Here is a 16166-nt window from a genome sequence, read left to right as displayed (position 1 = left end):
GAAGGGTCAGGCGCCGTTCTTGGCGAAGGCGTCGTAGGCGGTCTCGTCCATGAGGGCGTCGACCTCGGCGGGATTGGCCAGCTTGACCTTGAAGAACCAGCCGGCGGCCAGCGGGTCGCTGTTGGCGAGCGACGGGTCGGCGCGCAGGGCCTCGTTGACCTCGGTGATCTCGCCGTCCAGGGGCATGTACACGTCGGCCGCGGCCTTGACGGACTCGACGACGCCGGCGACCTCGCCCTTGGCATAGCTGCGGCCGACCTCGGGCAGGTCGACGAACACCACGTCGCCCAGCGCATCCTGCGCGTGCACGGTGATGCCCACCGTGGCGGGGCCGTCGCCCTCGGCGCGGATCCATTCGTGGTCGGGGGTGAACTTCAGGGTCATGGTTTTTCTCCGGTTGTTGTCTCGTTGAGGGGCGTTGCGGCGGTTCAGCCGCGGAAATAGCGGGGCGGCACGAAGGGTAGGGGCGCGACCTCCATCGGCACGGCCTTGCCGCGCACGATGGCGTCGACGCGGGTGCCGTGGGCTGCCAGCGCGGCGTCCACGTAGGCCATGGCGACCGGCTTGTCCACGCTGGGGGCCAGCAGGCCGCTGGTGACCTCGCCGACGCGTCGGCCCTGCGCGTCGCGCAGTTCGGTGTGCTCGCGCACCGGCACCCGCTCCAGGGCCACCAGGCCGACGCGCCGGCGCGCCGGGGGGGCGGTGCCATCGAGCTGGGCCAGCACCCGGGCGGCGCCGGGGAAGCCGCCCGCGCGCGCGCCGCCGCTGCGGCGCACCTTCTGGATGGCCCAGGCCAGGCCGGCCTCGACCGGGGTGGTGGTGGTGTCGATGTCGTTGCCGTACAGGCACAGGCCCGCCTCCAGGCGCAGCGAGTTGCGCGCGCCCAGGCCGATCGGCATGACGCCGGGCTGCGCCAGCAGCGCGCGGGCCAGGGCCTCGGCCTTGCCGGCCTCGACGGAGATCTCGAAGCCGTCCTCGCCGGTGTAGCCGCTGCGGGTGATGAACAGCTCGGTGCCATCCCACAGGAAGGCGGCGCCGGTCATGAAGACCAGCTTCTCGACCCCGGGCACCAGGCCGGACAGGGCTGCGGCGGCCTGCGGCCCCTGCAGCGCCAGCAGGCCCCGCTCGGGCAGGGGCACGACCTCGCAGCGCGAGCCGATGCGGGCCTGGATGTGGGCGATGTCGCCGGCCTTGCAGGCGCCGTTGACGACGACGAACAGGTCGCCGCCGCGGTTGACGAACATCAGGTCGTCGATGATGGTGCCCTCGTCGGTGAGCAGCAGGCCGTAGCGCTGTCGGCCCACCGCGAGATCGACCACGTCCACCGGCATCAGCGTCTCGAAGGCGGCCGCGGCGTCGGGGCCGACCAGCCGCAGCTGGCCCATGTGCGAGACGTCGAACAGGCCGGCGGCCGCGCGGGTGTGCTGGTGTTCGGCCATGAGGCCGGCCGGGTACTGCACCGGCATCGCGTAGCCCGCGAAGGGGACCATGCGCGCGCCCAGTTCGAGGTGCAGCGCGTGCAGCGGCGTGTGCTGCAGGGAGGGCTCAGGGGTGGCGTTCGGGGCGGACATCCGGGTCTCCGGGAAAGGGCTGCGGGCCATGGTACGACCATGTGGTACGACCATGGGGGAGCCCTGCTGTCCGCTTTACCTGAGAGATTCACCCCGCGCGGGGGCTTGCTCCTTCGGTGGGTACCGCGAAAGTACCTCTCTCCAGCAAGGAAACGCGGCGCGAGCGCCGCGCGTTGCCAGTCCTGGGTGCCTGAGCGTTCGGCGATGAGCCTGCGCCTTCGGCGGCCTGCTCGGGGGCAGGCGCTCTCCTGACAACCCGGCGATTGTAGCCGCCAGGCGGGCGCCGTTTACATGTTGGCGTAGTTGGGGCCGCCGCCGCCCTCGGGCACCACCCACACGATGTTCTGCGTCGGGTCCTTGATGTCGCAGGTCTTGCAGTGCACGCAGTTCTGCGCGTTGATCTGCAGGCGGTCGGCGCCGGTGCTGTCGTCCTTGACGAACTCGTACACGCCGGCCGGGCAGTAGCGCGCCTCGGGGCCGGCGAACTTCGCCAGGTTCACGTTCACGGGCACCGAGGCGTCCTTGAGCGTGAGGTGGGCCGGCTGGTCCTCGGCATGGTTGGTGTTCGAGATGAACACCGACGAGAGCCGGTCGAAGGTGAGCTTGCCGTCGGCCTTGGGGTACTCGATGCGCGGGCACTGGTCGGCCGGCTTGAGGTACACGTGGTCGGGCTTTTCGCGGTGCAGGGTCCAGGGGATGTGCCCGCGCAGCACGAACTGCTCGATGCCGGTCATGACGGTGGCCAGGGGCAGGCCCTTCTTGAACCACTGCTTGAAGTTGCGCGCCTTGTTCAACTCGGCGTACAGCCAGGACTGCTCGAAGGCCTCGGGGTAGGCGGTGAGCTCGTCGCCCTGGCGGCCGGCGCCCAGGGCCTCGAAGGCGGCCTCGGCGCACAGCATGCCGCTCTTGATGGCGGCATGGCTGCCCTTGATGCGCGACGCGTTGAGGTAGCCGGCGTCGCAGCCCACCAGCGCGCCGCCGGGGAACACCTGCTTCGGCAGGGACAGCAGGCCGCCCACCGTCAGCGCGCGGGCGCCATAGGCCAGGCGCTTGGCCGGCTTGCCGCCCTCGGGCGTGTCGAAGTACCAGCGGATGTTGGGGTGCGTCTTGAACCGCTGGAACTCCTCGTAGGGCGAGAGCCAGGGGTTGGCGTAGTCCAGGCCGACCACGTAGCCCACGGCCACCTGGTTGTCCTCCATGTGGTACAGGAAGGAACCGCCGTAGGTGTTGTTGTCCAGGGGCCAGCCGGCGCTGTGCAGGGCCAGGCCCGGCTTGTGGCGGGCCGGGTCGATCTCCCAGACCTCCTTGATGCCGATGCTGTAGCTTTGCGGGTCGCGGCCCTCGTCGAGCCTGTACTTCGCGATCAGCTGCTTGCCCAGGTGGCCGCGCGCGCCCTCGGCGAACACGGTGTACTTGGCGTGCAGCTCCATGCCGAGCTGGAAGTTCTCGGTGGGCTCGCCGTCCTTGCCGATGCCCATGTTGGCGGTGGCCACGCCCTTGACCGAGCCGTCCTCGCGGTAAAGCACCTCGCCGGCGGGGAAGCCGGGGAAGATCTCCACGCCCAGCGCCTCGGCCTGCTGCGCCATCCAGCGCGTGAGGTTGGCCAGGCTGATGATGTAGTTGCCTTCGTTGTGGAAGTTCTTCGGCAGCAGCGCGTTGGGCGTGCGGGTGGCGCCCTGCTCGGTGAGGAAAAGGAAGATGTCCTCGGTGACGGGCTGGTTCAGCGGCGCGCCCAGGGCCTGCCAGTCGGGGAACAGCTCGCTGATCGCGCGCGGGTCCATGATGGCGCCGGACAGGATGTGCGCGCCGGGCTCGGAACCCTTCTCGAGCACCACCACCGACACCTCCTTGCCGCTTTCGGCAGCCAGCTGCTTCAGGCGGATCGCGGTGGCCAGGCCCGCGGGGCCGGCGCCGACGACGACCACGTCGTACTCCATCGCTTCGCGGGGTCCGTATTGCGACAGGATCTCTTCTTGCGTCATGTTGTCTCGCTGATAATGGTTCCAGTCCGTCTTGAGCCGCTGCCCCGAGGGGTACCGGCGCACCGCGAACGATTCTATTGCCTGCCGCGGGACGCTCCGGCGCACCCTGGCGCCCCGAGGAGACGACATGAGCTACACCATCGACCTGTCCGGCCGCGTTGCAATGGTCACCGGCGCATCCAGCGGCCTGGGCGCGCAGTTCGCGCGCACCCTGGCGCGGGCCGGCGCCGCCGTCGTGCTCGCGGCCCGCCGCGTGGAGAACCTCAAGGACCTGCGCGCGCAGATCGAGGGCGAGGGCGGCGACGCCCACATCACGCCCATGGACGTGACCGACCTCGACAGCATCCGCGCCGCCGTGGCCCATGCCGAGACCGAGGTCGGCTCCATCGACATCCTGGTGAACAACGCCGGCGTGGGCACGACCCAGCGCCTGCAGGACGTCTCGGAGGAAGACTTCGATTTCGTCTTCGACACCAACGTGCGCGGCGCCTTCTTCGTCGCGCAGGAAGTCGCCAAGCGCATGCTGGCGCGCGCGCGCGGCGCGGCCCCCGGCACCTTCACCGGCGGGCGCATCATCAATGTCTCCTCGATGGCCGGCCTGCGCCCGCTGCCGCAGATCGGCGTGTACGCCATGGCCAAGGCGGCGGTGGTCCACATGACCAAGTCGATGGCGCTGGAGTGGGGCCGCTTCGAGATCAACGTGAACGCGATCTGCCCCGGCTACATCGACACCGAGATCAACCACCACCACTGGCAGACCGAGCAGGGCCGCAAGCTGGTGGACATGCTCCCGCGCAAGCGCATCGGCCATCCCGAGGACCTCGACGCGCTGCTGGTGCTGCTCGCCAGCAGCGAGAGCCATTTCATCAACGGCTCCATCATCGCCGCCGATGATGGCTTCGCCCTCTAGGGTGTGTCATCGGATTCCCCGGGCCGCGCTCCTGCCTTGGCGGGATGGGGCGCAAGGCGCAAAACCCAGGGCAAGGCTGTACGCCTTGCCCGGTTTTGCAACGCAGCGCACCGCCCGCCAAGGCAGGAGCCCTTCGGGTTGGGGCGAAATCGGGCGTCTTGCACGCCTCGTCGCTTGCATGGGCATCAGCCCATGCCGCGCTCCGTCGGTGCGCAATCCATCCCGATTGCGCCCCAACGCGGGCCCGGGGAATTCGAGGACACACCCTAGTGCTCCGGGGCGTCCTGGCGGGCCTCGCGGCCGGGGCCCTGTGGGGCCTGGTGTTCGTCATGCCCCGCATGGTCGAGGGCTTTTCGGCGGTCGACCTGGCCAGCGGCCGCTTCGTGGCTTACGGCGCCTTCTCCGCGCTGGTGATGGCGCTGGCGCGCCGCCCGCTGCCCACCCTGCGCCAGGCGCTGGGCGCCCTGGGCCTGAGCCTGCTGGGCTTCACCGGCTACTACACGCTGCTGGTGTTCGCGGTGCGCGACGCGGGCGCCGAGGTGCCCGCGCTGATCATCGGCACCATCCCGGTGTGGGTGATGTTCCTCGGCAAGCCGGGACACCTGCGCTGGATGGCGCTGCTGCCGGGCCTGCTGCTCACGGCGGCCGGCCTGGCGCTGATGATGTCCGCGCCGCAGGCGCAGGAGCCGGGCTCGGCCGTCCACTGGTGGCGCGGCGTGGCGCTGGCCGTGGTCTCCCTGGCGAGCTGGACGGCCTTCGCGCTGCTCAATGCCGCCTGGCTGCGCCGGCACCGCGAGGTGGCCGCCACCGACTGGGCCAACTGGCTGGGGGTGGCCACCGGCCTGGGCGCCCTCGCGCTGTGGCTTCTGGCGGGCTCGTCGCCGGCCGAGATGCTGGCCCAGCCCCAGGCCGGGCGCTACCTGTTCCTGAGCCTGGCCACCGGCCTGGGCTCGGCCTGGCTGGCCACGATCCTGTGGAACGTGGCCAGCCAGCGGCTGTCCGCCAGCCTGTGCGGGCAGCTGATCGTCAGCGAGACGCTGTTCGCGCTGCTCTACGCCTTCGCGTGGGAGGGCCGCTGGCCCGACCCCGCACAATCCGTCGCCTGCGTGCTGTTCACGCTGGGCATCCTTTCCTCCGTCAAGGCCCACCGATGAAGATCGAGATTCCCGAGAAGAAGAAACTGGTGTTCGAGATGACGTTCCCCGTGCGCTGGGGCGACATGGACGCCATGGGGCACGTGAACAACACGGTCTACTTCCGCTACCTGGAGATGGCGCGGGTGGACTGGATGCAGTCGCTGGGCGGCCCGCCCACGCCCACCGGCCAGGGCCCGGTGATCGTCAACGCCTTCTGCAACTTCTACAAGCAGCTGGAGTACCCCGACGTGGTGCTGCTTCGCATGTACGCCAGCGACCCCGGCCGCACCAGCTTCGAGACCTGGGCGACCATGGCCCGCGCCAGCGAGCCCGACGTGATCTGCGCCGCCGGCGGCGCCACCACGGTGTGGGTCGATTTCCCCAGGCAGAAGTCGGCGCCGCTGCCCGACTGGCTGCGGCCCCACCTCGAGTAAGGCCCGGCCCTACCCTACTTCTGCCGCGGCACCCGCCCGAGCAGGTAGAACTCGGGATTGGGCGCCATGCCCGTGACGTTGGCCATGCGGTTGGACAGGCCGAAGAACGCGGTGATGGCGGCGATGTCCCAGGCGTCCTCGTCGTCGAAGCCATGGGCCTTCAGGGCCTCGAAGTCGGCGTCCTCGACCTCGTGCGAGCGCAGGCAGACCTTCATCGCGAAATCCAGCATCGCGCGCTGGCGCGGCGTGATGTCGGCCTTGCGGTGGTTCACCGCCACCTGGTCGGCCACCAGGGGCTTCTTCTCGTAGATGCGCAGGATCGCGCCGTGCGCCACCACGCAGTACAGGCAGTGGTTGGCGGCGCTGGTCGCGGTGACGATCATCTCGCGGTCGCCCTTGGTGAGGCTGCCGCCCTCCTTGAGCATCAGCGCGTCGTGGTAGTCGAAGAAGGCCCGCCACTCGGCCGGCCGGCGCGCCAGCGCCAGGAACACGTTGGGCACGAAGCCGCTCTTTTCCTGCACCTCCAGGATGCGCGCGCGCATGTCCTCGGGCAGGCCGGCGAGTTCGGCCAGGGGGTAACGATTGCTCACAGTTGTCTCCTTGTATCGCTTCGGGGCCAAGCGTAGCGTGCCTCGGCCATTGATGAGTCTTGCGCGTGGCCCGGCAGAAAAGCTATCGCTGCGATTCATGCAATTGGCTTTGTCCATTTTGCAGCGGCAAACACACTTCGCACCGAACCCCCGACCCCACGACCAGGAGAAGATCGAATGAGCATCCAGCGCCTGACCACCGCCTCCGGCATCCCGGTGGCCGACAACCAGAACTCGATCACGGCCGGTCCGCGCGGGCCCATCCTGCTGCAGGATTTCCACCTGCTCGAGAAGCTCCAGCACTTCAACCGCGAGCGCATCCCCGAGCGGGTGGTGCATGCCAAGGGCTCCGGCGCCTACGGCACCTTCACCGTCACGCACGACATCACGAAGTACACCCGGGCGGCGCTGTTCAGCGCGATCGGCAAGAAGACCGAGACCTTCGTGCGCTTTTCCACCGTCGGCGGCGAGCGGGGCAGCGCCGACACCGAGCGCGACCCGCGCGGCTTCGCGATCCGCTTCTACACCGAGGAGGGCAACTGGGACCTGGCGGGCAACAACACGCCGATGTTCTTCATCAAGGACCCGATCAAGTTCCCCGACTTCGTGCACACGCAGAAGCGCGACCCGCAGACGAACCTGAAGTCGCCCACGATGATGTGGGACTTCTGGAGCCGCGCGCCTGAGTCGCTGCACCAGGTGACCATGCTGTTCTCCGACCGCGGCACGCCCGACGGCTACCGCCACATGGACGGCTTCGGCAGCCACACCTTCAGCCTGATCAACGCCGCCGGCGAGCGGGTGTGGGTGAAGTGGCACTTCAAGACCCTGCAGGGCATCCGCAACCTGTCCGCCGCCGACGCGGTGCGCCTGGCCGGCGAGGACCCGGACTATGCGCAGCGTGACCTGTTCGATGCGATCGCCCGCGGCGACTTTCCGCGCTGGAACGTGTTCATCCAGGTGATGACCGAGGACCAGCGCATCGCCTGGGAGGCCCGCACCGGCTGGGACGCCTTCGACCTCACCAAGGTCTGGCCGCATGGCGACTTCCCGCGCCTGCCGGTGGGCGTGCTGGAGCTCGATCGCAACCCCGAGAACTACCACGCCGAGGTGGAGCAGGCCGCGTTCTCGCCGGCCCATGTGGTGCCGGGCCTGGGCTACTCCCCGGACCGCATGCTGCAGGGGCGCCTGTTCGCCTACCACGACGCCCAGTTGTACCGGGTGGGGACCAACCACCAGCACCTGCCGGTGAATCGCCCGCGCTGCCCCTTCCACAACCAGCAGCGCGATGGTGCGATGGCGATCCACAACGGCGGCGCCGCGCCGAACTACAACAGCGTGCAGGCCGGCGGCGTGGACACCCGCGGCTTCGGCCACGGCGACCCGGGCTGGGTGCTGGACGGCGTGGCCGGGCGCAGCGATCCCCGCGCCACCAGCGACGACTTCACCCAGGCCGGCAACCTGTTCCGCCTGATGTCCCCGGACGAACAGGACCGGCTCACCACGAACATCGCCCACGCGATGGCCCCGGTGGCCGCGGAGATCCAGGAGCGCCAGGTGGCCCACTTCACCCGCGCCGACGCGCGCTACGGCGCCGAGGTGGCGCGCAAGCTCGCGGCGCAGCGGGCCTGACGCTGCGGGGATTCAAGTTCCTGGCGGTCGCTGCCGAAAAGCGGGGGGACACCCCCGTCCTACCCGGTGACTTCCATGAACCTGATCCGATCCCTGCGCATCGGCCCGCGCCTGGCGGCCGGCTTCGCCCTCCTCGTGCTCCTGCTGGCGGTCATCGCGGCGGTGGGGGCTTCCCAGATCCTGGCCGTGCGCCAGGGCATGTCCACCCTGGTGCTCGATCGCTACGGCAAGGTCGAATTGATCAACGGCATCCAGAAGCAGTTCCTGATGCAGGGCGTGCGTATCCGCAACCTGGTGCTCGTGTCCGACGCCATGCAGGTCGAAACCGAGATCGCCGAGATGGAGGACACCGTCCGCTTCATCTCGGCCCGCATGGAGCAGCTGCGCACGGGCATCACCGACGAGACCGGGCGCGGCCTGCTGGCCGCCGCGGCCCAGGTGCGGGGCACCTTCCTCAAGGCCCGCGAGGAGATGGTCAGGCTGGCCCAGGCCGGCAAGGTCGCCGACGCGCGCAAGTTCCTGGTGGACGAGGCCATCCCCGCGCACCAGGCCTACTACGACGCCCTGGACAAGCTCAGCGCCTTCCTGGCCGCGCAGGCCAGCGACGCCCAGCGCGCGACCGACGCCCTGGTGATGCGGGCGCTGTGGGTCATCGGCATCCTGGCCGGCGTCGCGGTGCTGGTGGCGGCGGCGGTGGCGCTGGCGATCAGCCGCTCGATCAGCCGCCCCCTGGCCCAGGCCCTGGCGGTGGCCCGCACGGTCGCTGCCGGCGACCTGACCTCGCGCATCGTGGCCGACGGCCGTGACGAGCCCGGCCAGCTGCTCGCCGCGCTGCAGGCCATGAATGACAGCCTGGTGCGCCTGGTCGGCCAGGTGCGCACCAGTAGCAGCAACATCGCGACCGGCGCCAGCCAGATCGCCACCGGCAACGAGGACCTGAGCCAGCGCACCGAGCAGCAGGCCTCCAACCTGGAGGAGACGGCGGCCTCGATGGAGGAACTGACGTCCACGGTGAAGGCCAATGCCGAGACCGCCCGCGAGGCCAGCGAGCTGGCCAGCGCCGCCAGCGCGGTGGCGCAGCAGGGCGGGGCGGCGGTGGGCGAGGTGGTGCAGACCATGCAGGCCATCACCGCGTCGAGCCGCCGCATCGCGGACATCACCGGGCTCATCGACGGCATCGCCTTCCAGACCAACATCCTCGCGCTCAATGCGGCGGTGGAAGCCGCCCGGGCCGGCGAGCAGGGCCGCGGTTTCGCGGTGGTGGCCGGCGAGGTGCGCAGCCTGGCGCAGCGTTCCGCCGCGGCCGCCCAGGAGATCAAGGGCCTGATCGGCGACAGCGTGGCCAAGGTCGAGGCCGGCGGCGAGCAGGCCGACGCGGCGGGCCGCACCATGGCCGACATCGTGGCCCGCGTGCAGCGCGTGAGCGACCTGATCGGCCAGATCAGCACCGCCACGACCGAGCAGGGGCGCGGCATCTCCCAGGTCGGCGACGCGGTGACGCAGCTGGACCAGGTGACGCAGCAGAACGCCGCCCTGGTGGAGGAGAGCGCCGCCGCCGCCGAGAGCCTGAACCAGCAGGCGGTGCACCTGGTGGCGGCGGTCAGCGCCTTCCGCCTGGAGGCGGGCGCGGCGGCCCTCGTGGCCGCGGCTCCCCGCGCCGCCGCCGCGGCGCCGGCCAAGGGCGCCACCCAGGCGCCGGCCCACACGACGGGCCACACGACGGGCCACACGACGGGCCACACGACGGGCCACGCCCCGGCGCACGCGGCATCCCCAGCCCCGGCCCACGCGCCTGCCAAGGCCGCCCAGGCGGACCGCGAGCCGGCGATCGTCAGTCCCCTGTCCGGCAAGCCCTCGCCGGCTGCGGCGGACGGCTGGGACAGCTTCTGAGCGCTGCGCGTGCCGTCCTGGCGGGGGTTCAGACCCCCGCCATCAGCTTGTGCACCAGGTCCGCGGTCGTCCCGGACTTGTACTTGCGCATCAGGCGGGCCCTGTAGATCTCCACCGTGCGGTGGCTGATCGACAGGGCCTTGCCGATTTCCTTGGAGGTCATGCCATCGAGCAGGCGCGCGGCCACCTCGCGCTCGCGCGGCGTGAGCTCGGCGCGCACCGGCCGCTGCGCGCTCAGGTCCTCGAACGACCAGATGCCCGCCTCGTGCGGGTGCTCCCGATTGAGGGCGCGGCCGGTCACATGGCACCAGAACATCTCGCCGCTGGCGCGCTTCATGATGCGGTCGTCGGCGTAGTAGCCGCGGGCATTGAGGATGGGGGCGATGCGCGCGCCCAGTCGCTCGTATTCGTCGGCGCTGGGATACAGCACCTGGAAGGTCTGCCCGATCAGGACCTCGCGCGCCGCGCCGAACATCTCGCACAGGTGCTGGTTGCAGTCGACGATGCGGCGCTCCCGCGAGAGGCACAGGCCCACCGGGGCGAGGTCGAAGGCGGTGCGGTAGTCGATGGTGTCCATGCGGGTGGCTCTTTACGGGATACTACGTAACGTGCTACGTAGTATCGTAGCGCCATGCCGGGGCTGTCCATGCCGCGGCGAATCCACCAGGAGACACATCCCGTGAACAAGGTATTCCCCTCCGCCGCTGCGGCCCTGGCCGACATCGTGCGCGACGGCCAGCTGCTGGCCGTGGGCGGCTTCGGCCTGTGCGGCATCCCCGAGGCGCTGATCGACGCACTGCGCGACTCGGGCGTCAAGGACCTGACCGTCATCTCCAACAACGCCGGCGTCGACGGCTTCGGCCTGGGCAAGCTGCTCGACACGCGCCAGATCAAGAAGATGATCTCCAGCTACGTGGGCGAGAACAAGGAGTTCGAGCGCCAGTACCTGGCCGGCGAGCTCGAGCTGGAATTCACGCCCCAGGGCACGCTGGCCGAGAAGCTGCGCGCCGGCGGCGCGGGCATCCCGGCCTTCTTCACCAAGACCGGCGTCGGCACCCTGGTGGCCGAGGGCAAGGAGCTGCGCGAGTTCGACGGCGAGACCTACGTCATGGAGCGCTCGCTGGTGCCGGACATCGCCCTGATCAAGGCCGACGTCGCCGACCGCTCGGGCAACCTGCGCTTCAACCTCACCGCGCGCAACTTCAACCCCGCCGCGGCGACTGCCGGCAAGATCTGCATCGTCGAGGTCGAGCGTGTCGTCGCCACCGGCGAGATCGCCCCGGACGACGTGCACCTGCCCGGCATCTACGTGCACCGCATCGTGCACAACCCCACCCCGGAAAAGCGCATCGAAAAGCGCACCACCCGCGACCGCAAGTAAGGAGACGGACATGCCCTGGACCCAAGACCAGATGGCCGCGCGCGCGGCCGCGGAGCTGCAGGACGGCTTCTACGTGAACCTCGGCATCGGCATCCCGACGCTGGTGGCCAACCATGTGCCCGACCACATCGAGGTCTGGCTGCAAAGCGAGAACGGCATGCTGGGCATCGGCCCCTTCCCGTACGAGGACGAGGTCGACGCCGACCTGATCAACGCCGGCAAGCAGACCGTCACCACGATGAAGGGCTCGTCGATCTTCGGCAGCGACCAGTCGTTCGCCATGATCCGCGGCGGCAAGATCAACCTGTCCATCCTGGGCGCCATGCAGGTCAGCGAGAAGGGCGACCTGGCCAACTGGATGATCCCCGGCAAGATGGTCAAGGGCATGGGCGGCGCCATGGACCTGGTGGCCGGCGTGCCGCGCGTGATCGTGCTGATGGAGCACGTCGCGAAGAAGAAGGACGGCACCGAGGACCTCAAGATCCTGCCCCAGTGCACCCTGCCGCTGACCGGCCTGGGCGTGGTGGACCGCATCATCACCGACCTGGCCGTCATGGACGTGACGCCCCAGGGCCTGAAGGTCGTCGAACTGGCGCCCGACGTGACCCTGGAGCAGGTGCAGGCCAAGACGGGCGTGAAGCTGATCGCCTGACCGCCCGCCAAGCCCAGGCAAAAGGCCTCCCTCGGGAGGCCTTTGTCATGGGCGTGGCGCCTTGCTCAGGGCGCCGTGAGGCCCAGCGCCGCGGCGAGTGCGGGCGTGGGCATCGCGCCTTCCTTGACCACCAGCTCCCCGGTGACGGCATGCTTGGCCACGATCACCGGCACCCCGCCGAAGCCGTAGCGGTTCATCAGCGCGGTGTTGGCCGCGACCTGGGCCTTCTGCGCGTCGAGGTCGCCGATGGCGGTGATGCCGCCCTGCTTGGCGCTCATCGAGGCTTCGTGCTGGTCCATCGCCGCCACCGGGTCGGCCGCGGCCAGCAGGGCCGCGCCCTGCGGCGCGCTGGCGGCATTGAGCAGGCCCACCGGGATCCAGATGAAGCGCGCCTGCGGCTTGAGCGGCTTGGCCGCCGTCCACAGCGCCGCGCAGTGCGGGCATTGCGGGTCGAAGAAGACGAAGATGCGGCGCACCGACATCTCGGAGCCGACGGTGAAGCCCTTGGCCTCGGCGGCGATGGCCTCGATGGACACCGCCTGCTGCGCCTTCTGGGCGGCGGGCGCGGCGCCCGGTGCGGGGGCGTCCTTGCAGGCTGCCAGGCCCGCGGCGAGCGCGGCGGCGGCCAGGAAAGTCGTGAGGGGACGGAAGTTCATGGTAAGAAAAAAGGCACCGCGCATGCGGTGCCTTGACCTTACCAGAGTGGCGGCGGGTTCAGCCCCGGGGGGCGTCGCCTTCCTGCAGCAGCGGCACGCCGGTGCCGGCGTAGCAGGCGAAGGAGGCCAGCACCACGCGGTGCGCGCTGTGGAACACCAGCAGGCCGCCCCCCCGGGCGCGCACCATCAGGCGCGGGGCGACCAGCCACTCCAGGCCGGGCACCGCGATCAGCTTGGCCTGGGCGATGTCGGTCCAGGCGACCCGCTTGTTCCAGATCCAGGTCTGGTGGATGCCCTGGGCGTCGACGCCGGTGCGGCTGCGCCACATCCAGACCAGGACCCACAGCACCAGCACCAGCGCGCCGATGAAGACGGCCAGCGCGGTGGGGTTCCAGTCGGTGGCGGCGAGGGCGCCGCCGGAGCGCAGGCCCCAGTACGCCATCCACCCCACCAGGGCGGTGGCCAGCACCCGCGTGGTCAGCGGGAAGGCCGGGCCTTCCGCGCTCAGGGGCTGGGGGCCACCCTCAGGCAAGGCCATCACTTCTTCTCGCCTTCCGGGGGCAGGGCCTGCTTGAACAGGTCGTCGATGGCCTTCTGGTCGTCGCCGCCCGGGGCACTGGCGCCCGACAGGGCCGCGGCACCCGGGTCAGCCTCGACCGGCATCTCGATCTTGACCTTGTCCAGGTCGACCTTCTCCTCCTTGTCCAGCATCATGGTGACGGACTGGGGCACGAAGATCACGATCACCACCAGCACCAGCTGCAGGATCACCCAGGGGACGGAGCCCAGGTAGATGTCCTTGGATTCCACCTTGGCGGGCAGGGCGCCGTTCTTGTGCAGCGTGTCGGCGATGCCGCGCAGGTAGAACAGGGCGAAGCCGAAGGGCGGGTGCATGAAGCTGGTCTGCATGTTCACGCACAGCAGCACGCCGAACCAGATCAGGTCGATGCCCATCTTGTCCGCGACCGGGCCCAGCATCGGCAGGATGATGAAGGCGATCTCGAAGAAGTCGAGGAAGAAGGCCAGGAAGAAGATGAAGATGTTGACCACCAGCAGGAAGCCGATCTGGCCGCCCGGCAGGTGCGACAGCAGGTGCTCCACCCAGCGCGCGCCATCGACGCCCTGGAAGACCAGGGAGAACACGCGCGAGCCGATCAGGATGAACACCACCATCGCGGTGATGCGCATGGTGCCCACCATGGCCTCCTGGACCAGAGTCCAGTTCAGGCGGCGGTGGATGGCCGCCAGCACGAAGGCGCCCACCGCGCCCATGGCGCCGGCTTCGGTCGGGGTGGCGATGGCGTGGTCGATGCCCGGCAGGCCGCCCATGGAGCCCAGCACGGTGAAGATCAGCACGGCCGACGGGATGATGCCGCGCAGGCACTTGGACCACAGGGCCCAGCCGTTGAGGGTGCGGGCCTCGGGCGGCACGCCCGGCACATGCTCGGGCTTGATGCGCGAGAGCAGGAAGGTGTAGAGCGCGAACAGCAGGACCTGCAGCACGGAGGGGCCCCAGGCGCCCTTGTACATGTCACCCACCGAGCGGCCCAGCTGGTCGGCCATCACGACCAGCACCAGGGAGGGCGGCACCAGCTGCGTGATGGTGCCCGAGGCGGCCAGCACGCCGGTGGCGTAGCGCATGTTGTAGCCGTAGCGCATCATCACTGGCAGGGAGATCATGGCCATGGCGATCACCTGGCCGGCCACGGTGCCGGTAATGGCGCCGAGGATGAAGCCCACGATGATCACCGAGTAGCCCAGGCCGCCGCGCACGGGGCCGAAGAGCTGGCCCATGGAGTCGAGCATGTCCTCGGCCAGGCCGCACTTCTCCAGGATGGCGCCCATCAGCGTGAAGAAGGGAATGGCCAGCAGCAGCTCGTTGGACAGGATGCCGAACACGTTCAGCGGCAGGTTGGCCATGAAGCTGGCGGGGAACCAGCTCATCTCGATCGCATAGAAGCCGCACAGCAGGCCCAGGGCTGCCAGTGAGAACGCCACGGGGAAGCCGATCAGCATGATGACGATCAGCCCCGCGAACATCAGCGGGGGGAAGTTCTCCATCGTCATTGCAGCGGCCTCTCGTAGTGGATGTCCATGTCGTAGGTGTGGGTGAGCCAGCCGATGCGCTTGATGGCCTCGGATACGCCTTGCAGCCCGACCATCGCGAAGCCCAGCGGCAGCGTCAGCGCGGCGGGCCAGCGGATCAGGCCGCCGGCGTTGCTGGACATCTCGCCGGTGCGGAACATGTTCAGGAACAGCGGCCAGCTGTAGTACAGCAGGATCGCCATGGCGGGCAGCAGGAAGAACAGGATGCCCAGCAGGTCGATCCAGACGCGGCCCTTGCTGGAGAGCTTGCCGTAGAAGATGTCCACGCGGACGTGCTCATTCAGGCGCAGCACCTGCGAGGCGCCGAGCATCACGCACACGGCGAACAGGTACCACTGGATTTCGAGCCAGGCGTTGGAGCTGATGTCCAGGCCGTAGCGTATGAAGGCGTTGCCTGCGCTGATGGCGCAGGCCAATGTGACAGCCCATTTGGCGATGGATCCGAAGCGGTCGTTGATCCAGTCGATCAGATGGGCGAAGGCGAGCAGTTGTTGCACGTTGTCTCCGGCCGTAGATGGGGAAAATTGAACAAACGGTCGAATTTAAACCAGGGGGGATGGTCACTCTGACTCTCCCCTGACGCAAGGACGAGCGCCTGTCCTACGGGAAGCGGCGGCTCAGGAAGGGTGATCCGGCCAGCCCGAAACGCCAGGGCTGTTCGACGGCCCGCGAGATGCCGATGCGGGGCCCCGCCACCACCTCCGCCGGCGCCGACCCGGCCGGCGCCAGCACCTCGAAGGGCGGCTGGTCGAGCGCCAGCCCGTCCAGCGCCCGGGTGATGCACAGGGCCTGGCCCAGCCGGCCCGGGCCGGCGCACAGCAGGCGCACCGCTGCCAGTCCACGCCGGGCGCGCATCCGGTCCAGCCCGTCGGTGGGCTCCAGCGCGCGGATCAGCACTCCGGCGCCATGGCCGGCCTCCCGGCAGACGAAGTTCAGGCACCAGTGCATGCCGTAGGAGCGGTAGACGTAGGCATGGCCGGGCGGGCCGAACATGGAGCGGTTGCGTTCGGTCGGTCCGCCGTGGCTGTGGGAGGCCGGGTCGGCCATGTCGTAGGCCTCGGTCTCGACGATGCGCCCGCCCACCCCGTCCACCCGCAAGGTCGCGCCGATGAGCGCGCGCGCCAGGTCCACGGCGTTGCCGCTGAAGTCGTCGGGGTGGAGCGTCCGGGCCATGGAAAAAGCTCTGCAGTCACGGCAGAATACTGTATAAAAATACAGTTTTGAGG

General features: G+C 69.6%; 17 protein-coding genes and 2 riboswitches. Of the genes, 7 read left to right on the top strand and 10 right to left on the bottom strand.

What is annotated here, in order from left to right:
• Positions 1–6 precede the first annotated feature (6 nt).
• The 3 genes from gcvH to ACFQZY_RS01670 form a co-directional block, all read right to left on the bottom strand.
• The gene (gcvH, locus tag ACFQZY_RS01680) at positions 7–384 is read right to left on the bottom strand and encodes a glycine cleavage system protein GcvH (protein WP_377411803.1); all 378 of its coding nucleotides are present in this window, start codon (positions 382–384) and stop codon (positions 7–9) included.
• 44 nt (positions 385–428) lie between these two features.
• Positions 429–1571: a glycine cleavage system aminomethyltransferase GcvT gene (gene gcvT, locus ACFQZY_RS01675; RefSeq protein ID WP_377411801.1), complete on the bottom strand. Its 1143-nt coding sequence runs from the start codon at positions 1569–1571 to the stop codon at positions 429–431.
• Positions 1572–1627: 56 nt separating this feature from the next.
• A riboswitch (glycine riboswitch) is annotated at positions 1628–1726 on the bottom strand.
• A gap of 12 nt (positions 1727–1738) precedes the next feature.
• Positions 1739–1832: riboswitch (glycine riboswitch) on the bottom strand.
• A gap of 26 nt (positions 1833–1858) precedes the next feature.
• On the bottom strand, positions 1859–3553 hold the full coding sequence (locus ACFQZY_RS01670; RefSeq protein WP_377411800.1) for a 4Fe-4S dicluster domain-containing protein: 1695 nt from the start codon (positions 3551–3553) through the stop codon (positions 1859–1861).
• 127 nt (positions 3554–3680) lie between these two features.
• On the opposite strand from ACFQZY_RS01670, the gene ACFQZY_RS01665 reads away from it, so the two are divergent.
• From ACFQZY_RS01665 to ACFQZY_RS01655, 3 genes are all read left to right on the top strand, one after another.
• Positions 3681–4463, top strand: coding sequence for an SDR family oxidoreductase (locus ACFQZY_RS01665; protein ID WP_377411798.1), 783 nt, complete (start codon positions 3681–3683; stop codon positions 4461–4463).
• 269 nt (positions 4464–4732) lie between these two features.
• Positions 4733–5617, top strand: coding sequence for a DMT family transporter (locus ACFQZY_RS01660; RefSeq protein WP_377411796.1), 885 nt, complete (start codon positions 4733–4735; stop codon positions 5615–5617).
• Positions 5614–6033 (top strand): acyl-CoA thioesterase, encoded by a 420-nt coding sequence (locus ACFQZY_RS01655; protein ID WP_377411794.1) that lies wholly within the window; start codon positions 5614–5616, stop codon positions 6031–6033. Before ACFQZY_RS01660 ends, ACFQZY_RS01655 begins: the two co-directional genes overlap by 4 nt.
• Before the next feature lie 14 nt (positions 6034–6047).
• On the opposite strand, the gene ACFQZY_RS01650 is transcribed toward ACFQZY_RS01655, so the two are convergent.
• Complete coding sequence (locus tag ACFQZY_RS01650) at positions 6048–6623, bottom strand: peroxidase-related enzyme (RefSeq protein ID WP_377411792.1); 576 nt, start codon at positions 6621–6623, stop codon at positions 6048–6050.
• A 177-nt stretch (positions 6624–6800) separates the two neighbouring features.
• On the opposite strand from ACFQZY_RS01650, the gene ACFQZY_RS01645 reads away from it, so the two are divergent.
• Both ACFQZY_RS01645 and ACFQZY_RS01640 read left to right on the top strand, forming a co-directional pair.
• A complete protein-coding gene (locus tag ACFQZY_RS01645) occupies positions 6801–8255 on the top strand; it encodes a catalase (RefSeq protein WP_377411790.1) in 1455 nt (484 codons plus the stop codon).
• A gap of 75 nt (positions 8256–8330) precedes the next feature.
• Positions 8331–10145 (top strand): methyl-accepting chemotaxis protein, encoded by a 1815-nt coding sequence (locus tag ACFQZY_RS01640; protein WP_377411788.1) that lies wholly within the window; start codon positions 8331–8333, stop codon positions 10143–10145.
• Between the two features lie 28 nt (positions 10146–10173).
• Here the strand turns inward: ACFQZY_RS01640 and ACFQZY_RS01635 are convergent, their stop codons facing one another.
• Positions 10174–10722 carry a LuxR C-terminal-related transcriptional regulator gene (locus ACFQZY_RS01635; RefSeq protein ID WP_377411786.1) on the bottom strand — a complete coding sequence of 183 codons (549 nt, stop codon included), beginning with the start codon at positions 10720–10722 and terminating at the stop codon, positions 10174–10176.
• 102 nt (positions 10723–10824) lie between these two features.
• On the opposite strand from ACFQZY_RS01635, the gene ACFQZY_RS01630 reads away from it, so the two are divergent.
• Both ACFQZY_RS01630 and ACFQZY_RS01625 read left to right on the top strand, forming a co-directional pair.
• Entirely contained in the window at positions 10825–11526 is a 702-nt protein-coding gene (locus ACFQZY_RS01630) for a CoA transferase subunit A (RefSeq protein WP_377411784.1), read from the top strand.
• Positions 11527–11536: 10 nt separating this feature from the next.
• Positions 11537–12178 carry a 3-oxoacid CoA-transferase subunit B gene (locus ACFQZY_RS01625; RefSeq protein ID WP_377411782.1) on the top strand — a complete coding sequence of 214 codons (642 nt, stop codon included), beginning with the start codon at positions 11537–11539 and terminating at the stop codon, positions 12176–12178.
• Between the two features lie 65 nt (positions 12179–12243).
• Here the strand turns inward: ACFQZY_RS01625 and ACFQZY_RS01620 are convergent, their stop codons facing one another.
• From ACFQZY_RS01620 to ACFQZY_RS01600, 5 genes are all read right to left on the bottom strand, one after another.
• A complete protein-coding gene (locus ACFQZY_RS01620; protein WP_377411780.1) occupies positions 12244–12834 on the bottom strand; it encodes a thioredoxin fold domain-containing protein in 591 nt (196 codons plus the stop codon).
• 58 nt (positions 12835–12892) lie between these two features.
• Positions 12893–13372, bottom strand: a complete 480-nt coding sequence (locus ACFQZY_RS01615) for a hypothetical protein (RefSeq protein ID WP_377411778.1) — start codon at positions 13370–13372, stop codon at positions 12893–12895.
• Positions 13372–14901: a TRAP transporter large permease subunit gene (locus ACFQZY_RS01610; protein WP_377411776.1), complete on the bottom strand. Its 1530-nt coding sequence runs from the start codon at positions 14899–14901 to the stop codon at positions 13372–13374. The genes ACFQZY_RS01615 and ACFQZY_RS01610 overlap by 1 nt, the downstream gene beginning before the upstream one ends.
• Positions 14898–15437, bottom strand: a complete 540-nt coding sequence (locus ACFQZY_RS01605; RefSeq protein WP_377411774.1) for a TRAP transporter small permease subunit — start codon at positions 15435–15437, stop codon at positions 14898–14900. Before ACFQZY_RS01605 ends, ACFQZY_RS01610 begins: the two co-directional genes overlap by 4 nt.
• Positions 15438–15540: 103 nt before the next feature.
• A complete protein-coding gene (locus tag ACFQZY_RS01600) occupies positions 15541–16113 on the bottom strand; it encodes a DNA-3-methyladenine glycosylase (RefSeq protein ID WP_377411772.1) in 573 nt (190 codons plus the stop codon).
• Between the last annotated feature and the right edge of the window lie 53 nt (positions 16114–16166).

Origin of the sequence: Ramlibacter sp. GCM10027632 (assembly GCF_042675325.1) — a bacterium.
GTDB lineage: Bacteria > Pseudomonadota > Gammaproteobacteria > Burkholderiales > Burkholderiaceae_C > Ramlibacter.
This window is presented reverse-complemented; position numbering and strand designations above follow the sequence as displayed.

Excerpts from the sequence above, each read along its gene's own strand:
- gcvT (WP_377411801.1), bottom strand. The coding sequence starts at position 1,571 with ATGTCCGCCCCGAACGCCACCCCTGAGCCCTCCCTGCAGCACACGCCG.
- gcvH (WP_377411803.1), bottom strand. The coding sequence starts at position 384 with ATGACCCTGAAGTTCACCCCCGACCACGAATGGATCCGCGCCGAGGGC.
- ACFQZY_RS01620 (WP_377411780.1), bottom strand. The coding sequence starts at position 12,834 with ATGAACTTCCGTCCCCTCACGACTTTCCTGGCCGCCGCCGCGCTCGCC.
- ACFQZY_RS01645 (WP_377411790.1), top strand. The coding sequence starts at position 6,801 with ATGAGCATCCAGCGCCTGACCACCGCCTCCGGCATCCCGGTGGCCGAC.
- ACFQZY_RS01665 (WP_377411798.1), top strand. The coding sequence starts at position 3,681 with ATGAGCTACACCATCGACCTGTCCGGCCGCGTTGCAATGGTCACCGGC.
- ACFQZY_RS01670 (WP_377411800.1), bottom strand. The coding sequence starts at position 3,553 with ATGACGCAAGAAGAGATCCTGTCGCAATACGGACCCCGCGAAGCGATG.
- ACFQZY_RS01625 (WP_377411782.1), top strand. The coding sequence starts at position 11,537 with ATGCCCTGGACCCAAGACCAGATGGCCGCGCGCGCGGCCGCGGAGCTG.
- ACFQZY_RS01640 (WP_377411788.1), top strand. The coding sequence starts at position 8,331 with ATGAACCTGATCCGATCCCTGCGCATCGGCCCGCGCCTGGCGGCCGGC.
- ACFQZY_RS01615 (WP_377411778.1), bottom strand. The coding sequence starts at position 13,372 with ATGGCCTTGCCTGAGGGTGGCCCCCAGCCCCTGAGCGCGGAAGGCCCG.
- ACFQZY_RS01610 (WP_377411776.1), bottom strand. The coding sequence starts at position 14,901 with ATGACGATGGAGAACTTCCCCCCGCTGATGTTCGCGGGGCTGATCGTC.
- ACFQZY_RS01635 (WP_377411786.1), bottom strand. The coding sequence starts at position 10,722 with ATGGACACCATCGACTACCGCACCGCCTTCGACCTCGCCCCGGTGGGC.
- ACFQZY_RS01600 (WP_377411772.1), bottom strand. The coding sequence starts at position 16,113 with ATGGCCCGGACGCTCCACCCCGACGACTTCAGCGGCAACGCCGTGGAC.
- ACFQZY_RS01655 (WP_377411794.1), top strand. The coding sequence starts at position 5,614 with ATGAAGATCGAGATTCCCGAGAAGAAGAAACTGGTGTTCGAGATGACG.